The following is a 10,759-nucleotide window of genomic DNA, read 5'->3' as shown; positions in this document are numbered from 1 at the left end:
GTGACTGGCGCGGTGGAGGAACGCGGCGCCGGTGGCTGCGGCGCGGCCTGGCGCGCCGGCCGTGCCGCGGGCGTATCGGCCAATCCCGCGCGTGCGCCCTGCGCGGCAGGCTCCCGCCCCGGCATGGCGCGCGCCAGCCGCTCGGCGAATGCGCGCAGCGTATCCGACGGCAGCCCGACTTGCTGCCCCAGCCCGGCGATGTATTGCATCAGCACCGGATTGCCGCAGCTATTGGCCGAGCACGACAGTCCGTCGCGATTGACCGATTCCACATAGCGCCGCGCCATGTCGGCGCGCTCTTGCGCCGTGAAGCGATAGCTGCCCTGCCGGTCCACCTCAAGCAGCCGTGCCAGGATGCCCTGCCGCGCGTGCGGGTTGCTTTGCGAGAAGAAGCGGTCCATGCCCAGCCCGTGCTTGTCGGCCACGTAGACGTCATACGTGTTCTGCCAGAAGCTGCCGCTCATCTGCTCCGGGCTGGTGGCCTGGAAGCCATAGAGATGCTCGATCTCCTTGAACATCTCGCGCGCGCCGGCATAGCCGGAGCGCTGCATGTTTTCGATCCAGCGCGGGTTCCAGTTGCGCGCGTTGAGCTCGGTTGCCAGCCAGGTGCGGGCATCGACAGTCTGCTCCTCGCCGGCGCGGCGCAGGTTGTGCAGCCAGAAGCGCGGTGCTTGCCCGCTGACCGCGCGCGTGGCCATGTTCAGGCCGCCGGCGTACTGGTAGGTATCGTCGTTGTCGAGCGCGCCGTACAGCGTGCTGGCGCGCGAGAACAGCACGGCCTGGTTGGACTTGAGATGGCTGGCCAGCGCCTGCGGTGCGGTTTCGCCCCAGCCTTCGCTTGAAAACGCAAAGTTCATATAGCGCAGGTATTGCCGCGCCAGCGCGCCCGGCTGTTCCCCGGCCTGCGGCACATCCTTGCTCTGCTCCACCATCTGCTGCACGCCGATGCTGTAGTTGCCCGGCTTGGCGGCAAACACGCGGGCGCGGGCCAGGCGCCCGGCCAGTTGCGGCTCCACGCCGGCCGCCAGCAGCGTTGCCCGCGCCTCGCGGTCGTGGCGGCTGATGGCGTTGTCGCCGGCGGCGGCGGCCAGGCGCGCGGCCTTGTCCAGCAGCGCCACCTTGTCGCCGAAACCGTCGCGGTAAATGCCGGAAATGGTGAACAGCACGTTCACGCGCGGGCGGCCGAGTTCGGCATCGGGAATCAGGCGCACATCCTCAACCACGCCGCGGGCGTTCCAGACCGGTTCCACGCCCATCAGGTAAAGCGCCTCGCTCTCCATCGCGCCCTGGTGGCGTTCGGTCTCGCCGTACCACAGCACCATCGACACCTGTTCCGGCGCGGCGCCGGTTTCCTCGCGATAGCGCGCCAGTGTCTGCGCTGCCAGTTGCTTGCCGAGTGCCCAGGCGGCCGGCGTGGGGACCAGCGCGCCGTCGAAGGCATGCAGGTTGCGCCCGGTGGGCAGGCCCTGCGGGGTACGAACCGGATCGCCCAGCGGCGCGGTCGGCAAGTAGCGGCCCGCCAGCACGGTGATCAGGCCGTCGAGTTCGCGGCGCGGCGATTCGCGCAACCGCGCCAGCCACTCCCGCGCCATCGACAACGCGGCCTTCGCCTTGTCCGCCAGCGGCTGCCCATCGCCGACGCCGGCGGTGTCGGGCTCGCGTCCCTCGATCAGCGCGCCCGCCCAGCGGGACAAGGTGTCCTGGCCGATGCGGCGCGTCTCGCCCGCGTCAAAGGCGCTCCCGAGCACGGTGGCCAGCGCCTGCTGCTGGATATCCGGCGGTGGCAGTTCGCCCAGCGCATGGATGCCCAGCGGTACCGGCTCGGCCTCGACCTTGTGCAGGAAGCGGTGGATCACCGGCTCGACCTGCGTCCAGGGCGCGCCAAGGTCCAGCCCGATCTGGCGGTCCAGGCCCAGCGCGCGAATTTGCGCCAGTGCCTGCAAACGGTATTGCTCGGCAAGTGCCGGAGAGCTGTCGGCGGCGGCTTCCTGCTGCTCGATCACTTCGTCCAGCTTCGCCAGCGCGTCCGGCCAGCCCGCGCGGGCGATCAGCGGCGTCAGGTGGCTGACCAGCACGGCCGCGCTGCGGCGCTTGGCCTGGATCGCCTCGCCGCCGCCGTCCTGGATGTAGTAGTAGGCGTTGGGCAGGTCGCCCAGCAGCACTTCGGCACTGTCGTCGCCGCTCTGCCCCACCTGTTTGCCCGGCAGCCATTCCAGCGTGCCGTGGCGGCCAACGTGGACCATCGCGTCGGCGCCAAAGGCGTGGCGGTACCAGAGGTAGGCCGCGATATAGGAGTGCGGCGGCGCGGTCACCGTATCGTGCGAGCTGTCCATCGCACGCGCGAACGTGGAGCGCAGCGGCTGGGGGCCGACGAACAGGTTGCCGAAGCGCAGGCCCGGAATGACGAAATCCTGCCCGCCGTGGCCATCGCCAACCCGCATCAGCGGATTGCGCTCCGGCGGCCCCCAGGCCGCCAGCACCGACTGGCGGAACGCCGCCGGCAAGGCGTCGAACCAGCGCTTGTACTGCGCCATCGGCAGCAAGCTGACCCTGCCGCGCGACACCATCTCTGCCAGTTCGCCGGGCGACCATTCTTCCATGTTGCGGCCGTTGCGTTCCAGCAGCGCGGTGAGTTCGGCCGTGTCCGGCAACGCGGTGCCGGTGCGGTAGCCGGCTTCCCGCAGGCGCGCCATGATTTGCACCAGCGACGGCAGCGTGGCCAGGTAACTGGCGCCGATATTGCCGCGGCCCGGCGGGTTGTTGTAGTAGAGGATGGCGATGCGCTTGTCCGCCGCGGGCTTGTCCTGCAGCGCAATCCAGCGCCGCACGCGGGCCACCGCGGCGTCCGCGCGCTCGGGCACGGCACGGCTGGTCTTGGCGCCGTCCTCGTCCTCCAGCGTGGCGAACAGGATCGGCTCCGTGGCGCCGGCACGCTCGGGCGTGTTGAGCAGCAGCGGCAGCCGCTCGCCGCCGATGCCGCGCACGTCCGCGCGCCACGCTTCCTGGCTGTCGCGCGTGGCGATCAGGTTGATGGCATGCAGGCCCCGGCGTTCCAGCCAGGACTTGTCTTCGGCCCGGCTGATAGTGAGGTTCAGCGTCAGCAACGCGCGCAAAGGGCTGTGGCCGTCGGCCGTCAGCATCGGTTCCAGCCCGGACAGCGGCCAGCCAAACACCGGCACCGCGCCGATGCCCTGGCGCTCCAGCGCCGCAATCAGGGCATCGATATGCGCAAGGTCCTGCTGCCGATAGTTGCTGGCGTAGAAGGCGATGCCGACCAGCGGCGCCTGTGCAGGCAGGCCGCCGGCTCCGCCGCCGCGATACCAGGCCAGGTAGTCCTTGAGCGTCGCGAAGGGCCGCGCGGCGCGCGGATGATAGATGCCTGCCGTGGGCAGCGGACGCGGCGGCGGCACGGCGATGGCCTGCTCCCCGCGCACCGCGGCCACCATCCAGGCCAGCCAGCCGGCCAGGTTGTCGGCGCCGCCGGCGCTCCAGTATGCCTCGGCGGCCTGGTTGCGCGCGGCGTCCATGCCGATGCCCCAGGCGGCCTCGGCGGAGGCGGCCGGCGCCGCCAGCACCAGCGCGCCGCGCTGCCGCGCCTGGCGCACAGCCGGTGCCACCTGCCGGAGCACGGCAGTTGGCGCGAAGTAGGCGTAGACGACATCGACGGCGGCCACCTGCGCGGGATCGGGCGCCGTGGTGACGGCGTCGAGCCGCACCCTGCCCGGCCCCGCCAGTTCGCGCAGGCGCGCCTCGGCGGCGGGCAGCAGATGGGTATTGGTAGTGATCAGCAACACGCGGACAGGGGCACGGCCGCCATCGGCTGCAGGTTCCACCAACCCCGCCGCGTGGGCTCGTCCGCACAGCAGGACAAGCGCGAGCAACAGCCAATGCAACGGGCGGGACCGGAACAGCGCATCCGCCAGCATCGTCATCGGTGCGAGGGACACCATGAACGGCGTGCGCGGCATCGAACCCATCAACGCGCAGCCGGCGCCGATGCCGCCGGGACAGGCCGGGTGCCCGGCGCCGCGCCTTCCGGCACATACACCACGCTGCCGTCCGGCAACTGGTAGGCCACGCCCAGCCGCGTGCCCTCGCCGGTCTTTTGCTGCGCGGACATCTTGCTGACCTTGACCTCCTTGCGGTTCTTCTCCAGCAACTGCAGCTCGCCAGTCCGCGGGTCGCGCTGGACCATGGTGAATTGCGAATCGGGATTGAGCAGCTGGGTCAGGCTGAAGGCTTGCGTGAGCGCCACCATCAGGCCCACGGCAAAGACGATCGAGGCGTCGAACAGGTTGGCGACGCCGGCCAGCGGGTCTTCCCGGTGCACCGACGCCAGCTCGCCCTGCGCGCGGCGGCGCCGCACAAAGCGCCGGCGCCTGAACTGGTGTCCTTGACCCGCGTCCATCAGGCGTGCGCTCCGGCGAACTGCGCCGCGCCGCGAACATGCGCTGCCTCGGGCAGGGCCCGCAGCACCAGCTCGCACAGGTTTTCCATTTCCTTGAGGTCGACCCGCGCCCAACGTTCGCGGGTCAGCGTCAGTACGTAGGCGATGCCGCCCAGCACCAGTCCGCAGACCACCGCGCCGAAGCCGATCACCAGGTGATTGACCATGCCGGCCATATCGCCGGCCAGCAGCGATTGCAGCGCCGGCCCGAGCGGGATGATGGTGCCGGCCAGGCCCAGCATCGGCGCGATGCGAACCAGCGTGCGGGTCAGGTCGAGCCGGTTGGCCACGCGCATTTCCTCGCGCTGCAATGTTTCATCCAGCCACAGGTCGAGGTGTTCGTGCGAATCGAGCCGGGCCAGCCGTGCTTCCAGCATGTCCCAGAAACGGGCGAGCGAAGGCGACAACGATGCCGCGCCCAGATGCGGCCGCGTGCCGTTGCGCAGGCTGGCGGCCAGCGCATTGGCCAGCGCGGGCAGATCGCTGGCCGGCGCATTGGCGCGGCGGCGCGACTGCACCAGCAGGCTGCCGAGATCGGCCAGCGAAAGGACAAACAACACCAGCAGCGCCAGCGCGACCGGCCAGAAGAACGCCGTGGAAAGGCGGTAGAAAATCTCGGTGACAGCGCTTTCCATCGTGATTGGCGGCTAGGAGTTGATGCGGATTGGCGAACCGGGTGAGGGCCCTGGCGAGCCCCGGCGCAGCATTGTACGTCGGCGCCGGCGCGGCGCAATCACGCACGCCGGGGTAAGTGCCGCTCCCAGGCAAAAAAGCCAGGCCACATTGCATGGCCTGGTTGGCAAAACGGCAGCAGAGGGCACGGCTGCCGGCGGGTATGAGATGCCGCAAGGGACACCTCGGCGAACAGGTTAGCGCCTTGCGATTGTGGTAACGCAAACAATTGTGTCGTTACGCTCACCCATCCGGGTATCCGAGGGGACTGACGCGGCTTGCCCGGCGCCGCCACAATGCCGCCCTCCAGGGAACGGCGCGTGCTTCGGTGGGAAACAATGAGAGCCAGGCCGAACGCATCCGGCGGATCGTGGAGGAGGCTGGCTTTAGCTGCGCGAGCCTAGGTAGCTGCGCGAGCCTAGGTCGGCGAATGGGAAAGACGACGGCAATGCGCAACGCTCGCAAATGTCAACAAATGTGAATGCGAGCGACATTCGCGCTGCGGCCCCGTTTGCAAGTGCGGGGCCGTGGCGGCTCAGTAGGTTTCGTCGGCGGGATCGATCATCAGGTGCAGCCGGCTGGCGAGTTCGGCCAGCGCGGCCTCGTCGCGGCTGCGGATCATCCATCCTGCATAGGCATCGGCCTGCGTGTCCCAGCACCACAACGTAAAGCCCGCCGCGCGCAATGAAGCCTGCGCGATAGCCATCAATTGCGGCACATCGTGCCGCGCGAGAAAGGTATTTGAAAGCGGATCGGTCACGCCCCAGCCGACACGCACGCCGACGCGGTCGCACAGAGCCTGCACGCTGCGGACCAGGGCGGCAGTGTCCTTCCATTCCACGTAGAAGCCCGCCGCATGGCCGATCGCCTCACTCAGGGGCCACAGCAGCATTTGGCCGTCGCAGCCTGTTTCAGCGTGCGCTAGCGCCCGCTGAAACGAGGCCCAGTATTCTTCTGCGGCATCCTGATCGTGCAGGGAAATCAACAGGATCAACTCACGCAAGGCGGCCTGCGTTTCACTTGGGAGCACTATGGTCATAGACTTCTTGCTGGTTGAGGAACACAGGAAACCGAAGGGATCCGGTGCGCGCAGGGCACAACGCGATGCCGCGCGGATCGCAGCCCGCTATTCTGACAAAGGTTGGTGCAAGGCGCCATATGAAAGCGCAACGAGATCGCACCCGCGGACACGCCGGCGTAGCGGCGCACGGTCCGAACGGCATGAAATTTAGGACTCGTCTTAGTGCGCGACAAAGCCGGAAGAAAAGGGTTGCCAAGCGCGCATCGCCTTTGCTACGCTTCGCCCCGTTATCGCTACGGAGTCATCTCCATGGACAGTTGTTCTAGTTGGCCTCCGGCCAAACTCTGAACGGCTAGGCAAGTCCAGGCGTCTTATCGCCACNNNCTCCTTAGCCGATACCGGCGGGTAGTGGTCCGTTGCACGGGTTCTCCGTGCGACTCCCTCCCAGTTCGTTGCAAAAGCCTGCGGCTATCCAGCCGCGGAGCGCGCTCGTCCGCGCCCCGCGATGTGGTACCCGCCCCTGCCAGCGCGTGCCTTCGGGCAATCGCGCAAGGAGGACTCATGCCATCTCTCTTCATCGCACAACATGCCTTGCTGGCGCTGCAGATGCTGCGCTGGCACGCGGGCCGCCCAGGCCGCGCCGCCGTGCTGCTGGTCGCACTGGCGCTGCCGCCGGTCTGCCATGGCGGTGCGCGCCATGACGACGCGCACCGCCCCCCGCCGGGCTGACGCCCGCGCCCTGCCTGGCGCCGCATTGCCGCCACGCCAGCCCGCACCTGCGTGCGAGCCCTGGCGAGGCTGGCCTCCCACGCTGCCCTCCATTCTTTTGCACTTGCAGTATCCGTCCACGGCGGCGCCTCGCCAGAGCCGCTCCGACCCGATCACGCATCGCCGCCCGGCTCGCCGGGAACCACTGGGAAACCGCACCGATGAACCTGATGAAAACGCTCTTCGTCGCCTTCCTGCGCACGCGCCGGGCGACCCACCACTTCCGCCGGCTGGCGATGTTTGAGTCGCTGGGCAAACCGGGCCCCTCGCGCGCGGTGCCGGAGCAACTGGCGCAATCCCTGAAGCGCGCCGCCCGGGACGACGTGCCTGGCGTGCTGGTACGGCTGCGCTCGCATGAGGACGGCCTGACCGGCGCCGAGATGGAAGAACGGCTCAAGCAGGTCGGCCCCAACGAAGTCGACCATGAGAAGCCGCTGCCCGCATGGCTGCACCTGTGGCACTCCTACAGCAACCCGTTCAACCTGCTGCTGACACTGCTGGCGGTGATTTCCTATTTCACCGAGGACATGAAGGCAACGCTGGTCATCGGGACCATGGTGACGTTGTCGACCATCCTGCGCTTCGTCCAGGAACGGCGCTCCAACCAGGCCGCGGAAAGCCTCAAGGCCATGGTCAGCACCACAGCCACGGTGATCCGCCGCGACCTGGCCGCCGGCGTTGCCGCCTTTAGCGCGGAATACTTCCACGTGCACGTGCACTCCCGCCCGCCGGCCAGGATCGAAGTGCCGATCCGCAAGCTCGTGCCGGGCGACCTGGTAGCGCTTTCCGCCGGCGACATGATTCCCGCCGACTGCCGCATCATCGCCGCCAAGGACCTCTTTGTCAGCCAGGCGGCAATGACGGGGGAATCGCTGCCGGTGGAAAAATTCGCCGAACTGCGCGACCGGCAGGACAGTCCGCTCGAACTGTCGAACATCGTCTTCATGGGCACCAATGTGGTTTCGGGCGCGGCCACCGCCGTGGTGCTTGCCACCGGCAACCAGACCTATTTCGGCACGCTCGCCGCGCGCGTCACCAGCACCGACCGCTCGGCCACCGCTTTCCAGGCCGGCGTCAACCAGGTGAGCTGGCTGCTGATCCGTTTCGCGCTGGTGATGGCGCCGCTGGTGCTGCTGGTCAACGGCTTCACCAAGGGCGACTGGATGCAGGCCTTCCTGTTCGCCCTATCGGTCGCGGTGGGCCTGACGCCGGAGATGCTGCCGATGATCGTCACCTCCACGCTGGCCAAGGGCGCGGTGATGCTGTCGCGGCGCAAGGTGATCGTGAAGCGGCTCGACGCCATCCAGAATTTCGGCGCGATGGACGTGTTGTGCACCGACAAGACCGGCACGCTGACGCAGGACAAGATCGTGCTGGAACGGCACACCGATGTACTCGGCCGCGTCAGCACCGACGTGCTCCAGCACGCCTACCTGAACAGCTACTACCAGACCGGGCTGAAAAACCTGCTCGACCGCGCGGTGCTCGATCATGTGGAACTGCAAAGCGAGCTGAAGCTGACGCAGCATTACCGCAAGGTCGATGAAATCCCCTTTGATTTCGAGCGGCGGCGCATGTCGGTGGTGGTGGCCGAGCGCGAGGATCACAACGAGCTGATCTGCAAGGGCGCGGTGGAGGAAATGCTGGGCATCTGCTCGCGCGTGCGGATCGACGGCACGGCGCAGGCGCTGGACGCCGATATGCTGGCACGCGTTCGCCAGGTGACGCACGACCTCAACGAGGAAGGCTTGCGCGTGGTGGCGGTGGCGATGAAGGAAACGCCCACCACGCAGACGCAGTACGGCGTGGCCGACGAATGCGAGCTGACCCTGGTTGGCTACATTGCCTTTCTCGATCCGCCCAAGGACTCCACCCGCCCCGCGCTGCAAGCGCTGGCAGAGCACGGCGTCACGGTCAAAGTGCTGACCGGCGACAACGAGCTCGTCACCGCCAAGATCTGCCGCGAAGTGGGCCTGCCCGTCACGCGCGTGCTGCTGGGGCCGGACATCGAGAAGATGGACGCGCCCACGCTGGCGCGCGCGGTGGAAGAACACAACGTGTTCGCCAAATTGTCGCCGCTGCACAAGGAGCAACTGGTGCTGGCGCTGCGTGCCAACGGCCACGTGGTTGGCTTCATGGGCGACGGCATCAACGATGCGCCCGCGCTGCGCGCGGCCGACATCGGCATCTCGGTGGACAGCGCGGTGGATATCGCCAAGGAAGCCGCCGACCTCATCCTGCTGGAAAAGAGCCTGATGGTGCTGGAGGAAGGCGTAATCGAAGGCCGCCGCACCTTCTGCAATATGCTGAAGTACATCCGCATGACGGCCAGCTCGAATTTCGGCAACGTCTTCTCCGTGCTGGTGGCCAGCGCCTTCCTGCCATTCCTGCCGATGCTACCGCTGCAACTGCTGGTGCAGAACCTGCTGTACGACGTCTCGCAGATCGCCATCCCGTTCGATCGCGTGGACAAGGAACTGGTATCGCGCCCGCTGCGCTGGAACCCGGGTGATATCGGCCGCTTCATGGTGGTGTTCGGCCCGGTCAGCTCGATCTTCGATATCACGACCTATGTGGTGATGTGGTACGTGTTCGCCGCCAACAGCGTGGAGGCGCAGGCGCTGTTCCAGTCCGGCTGGTTCGTGGTCGGGCTGCTCACGCAAACGCTGATCGTGCATATGATCCGCACGCCCAGGCTGCCCTTTATCCAGAGCCGCGCGGCCTGGCCGCTGACCATTGCCACCGTGGCGATCATGGCGGTGGGCATCTGGCTGCCGATGGGACCGCTGGCGGCATACTTCAAGCTGGAGGCATTGCCGCCGGGCTATTTTCCCTGGATGATCGGCATCGTGCTGGGTTACGCCTTGCTGGTGACGGCGGTCAAGCGCTTCTATATCCGGCGGTTCGGGTGGCAGTAAGCGCCCGGCGGCGCCCCCGCCCCCCTTGCGGGGCGGGGGCGCGCCGCCCGTGACATCAGGATGACACCTGGCGGGCGTAAAAGCAGGCACGACAGAATGACAGGTACCAAAAACAATAACTTTCAAGACCGGGGAAAACCATCATGTCCCTCCAAGCTTTCCAGAACATCAACCTGGACTCGCTGCTCGACACCACCGTCAGCCTGACCACCGCCTTTGTGCTGGGCGCGGTGATCGGCTACGAGCGGCAGATCCGCCAACGCACCGCCGGCCTGCGCACCAATGTGCTGGTGGCGGTGGGCGCCGCCATCTTCGTCGACATGGCCAACCGCATGGCCGGGCACGACGGCGCGGTGCGGGTGGTGGCCTATGTGGTGTCGGGGATCGGCTTCCTCGGCGCCGGGGTGATCATGCGCGAGGAAGGGAATGTGCGCGGGCTGAATACCGCCGCCACGCTATGGGGCTCGGCGGCGATCGGCGCCAGCGCCGGTGCTGATCTGATACTGGAGGCCGGGTTGGGGTGCCTGTTCGTGCTGGCCGCCAATACATTGCTCAGGCCGGTGGTTAACCGGATCAACCAGCAGCCAATGGATACGCCTGCGGTGGAAGTCACCAATACGGTCTATGTGATCGCGCCGCGTGCTTCGCAGAAACAGGCCTTGCGGTTGCTGGAGCAGACGCTGGAGGCGGGGAATTATCCTACGCGGGATCTTGAGGTGCGTGCGTTTGGGGATAGCGATGTGGAGATTGAGGCGGTGTTGACTTCGACTTCCGTCGATGGGGATGTGTTGGATGGGCTGATGGCGCAGTTGGCCGAGGCGGAGTTTGTTCATCAGGCGTTTTGGAGTCCTAGTACTACGGATTGATGGCGGGTTCTCAGGGGTTCTCTCTGTCTAGTGTTTGGCGTTGGTTTTTGCACCCAAAGGAATACGA

At 67.3% G+C, this 10,759-nt stretch carries 7 protein-coding genes; 3 read left to right on the top strand and 4 right to left on the bottom strand.

Annotated features, from left to right (window positions below):
* From CF70_RS13850 to CF70_RS13835, 4 genes are all read right to left on the bottom strand, one after another.
* A partial coding sequence (locus CF70_RS13850; protein ID WP_160172261.1) for a cobaltochelatase subunit CobN occupies positions 1-3,950 on the bottom strand: 3,950 nt, incomplete at its 3' end.
* Positions 3,951-3,976: 26 nt separating this feature from the next.
* The gene (locus CF70_RS13845) at positions 3,977-4,408 is read right to left on the bottom strand and encodes a DUF2149 domain-containing protein (RefSeq protein WP_035865319.1); all 432 of its coding nucleotides are present in this window, start codon (positions 4,406-4,408) and stop codon (positions 3,977-3,979) included.
* Positions 4,408-5,082 carry a MotA/TolQ/ExbB proton channel family protein gene (locus CF70_RS13840; RefSeq protein WP_051648404.1) on the bottom strand — a complete coding sequence of 225 codons (675 nt, stop codon included), beginning with the start codon at positions 5,080-5,082 and terminating at the stop codon, positions 4,408-4,410. The genes CF70_RS13845 and CF70_RS13840 overlap by 1 nt, the downstream gene beginning before the upstream one ends.
* Before the next feature lie 572 nt (positions 5,083-5,654).
* A complete protein-coding gene (locus CF70_RS13835; protein ID WP_051648423.1) occupies positions 5,655-6,122 on the bottom strand; it encodes a DUF6630 family protein in 468 nt (155 codons plus the stop codon).
* Between the two features lie 579 nt (positions 6,123-6,701).
* Here CF70_RS13835 and CF70_RS36610 point away from each other — a divergent pair.
* From CF70_RS36610 to CF70_RS13825, 3 genes are all read left to right on the top strand, one after another.
* Positions 6,702-6,869 carry a hypothetical protein gene (locus CF70_RS36610; protein WP_160172260.1) on the top strand — a complete coding sequence of 56 codons (168 nt, stop codon included), beginning with the start codon at positions 6,702-6,704 and terminating at the stop codon, positions 6,867-6,869.
* Between the two features lie 200 nt (positions 6,870-7,069).
* Positions 7,070-9,826: a magnesium-translocating P-type ATPase gene (gene mgtA / locus CF70_RS13830; RefSeq protein WP_035865315.1), complete on the top strand. Its 2,757-nt coding sequence runs from the start codon at positions 7,070-7,072 to the stop codon at positions 9,824-9,826.
* Positions 9,827-9,969: 143 nt separating this feature from the next.
* Complete coding sequence (locus tag CF70_RS13825) at positions 9,970-10,692, top strand: MgtC/SapB family protein (RefSeq protein WP_035865313.1); 723 nt, start codon at positions 9,970-9,972, stop codon at positions 10,690-10,692.
* Positions 10,693-10,759: the final 67 nt, after the last annotated feature.

Origin of the sequence: Cupriavidus sp. SK-3, assembly GCF_000611145.1 — a bacterium.
Lineage (GTDB): Bacteria > Pseudomonadota > Gammaproteobacteria > Burkholderiales > Burkholderiaceae > Cupriavidus.
This window is presented reverse-complemented; position numbering and strand designations above follow the sequence as displayed.

Coding starts and splice junctions, on each gene's coding strand:
- CF70_RS13845 (WP_035865319.1), bottom strand. CDS start 4,408: ATGGACGCGGGTCAAGGACACCAGTTCAGGCGCCGGCGCTTTGTGCGG.
- CF70_RS13840 (WP_051648404.1), bottom strand. CDS start 5,082: ATGGAAAGCGCTGTCACCGAGATTTTCTACCGCCTTTCCACGGCGTTC.
- CF70_RS36610 (WP_160172260.1), top strand. CDS start 6,702: ATGCCATCTCTCTTCATCGCACAACATGCCTTGCTGGCGCTGCAGATG.
- mgtA (WP_035865315.1), top strand. CDS start 7,070: ATGAACCTGATGAAAACGCTCTTCGTCGCCTTCCTGCGCACGCGCCGG.
- CF70_RS13825 (WP_035865313.1), top strand. CDS start 9,970: ATGTCCCTCCAAGCTTTCCAGAACATCAACCTGGACTCGCTGCTCGAC.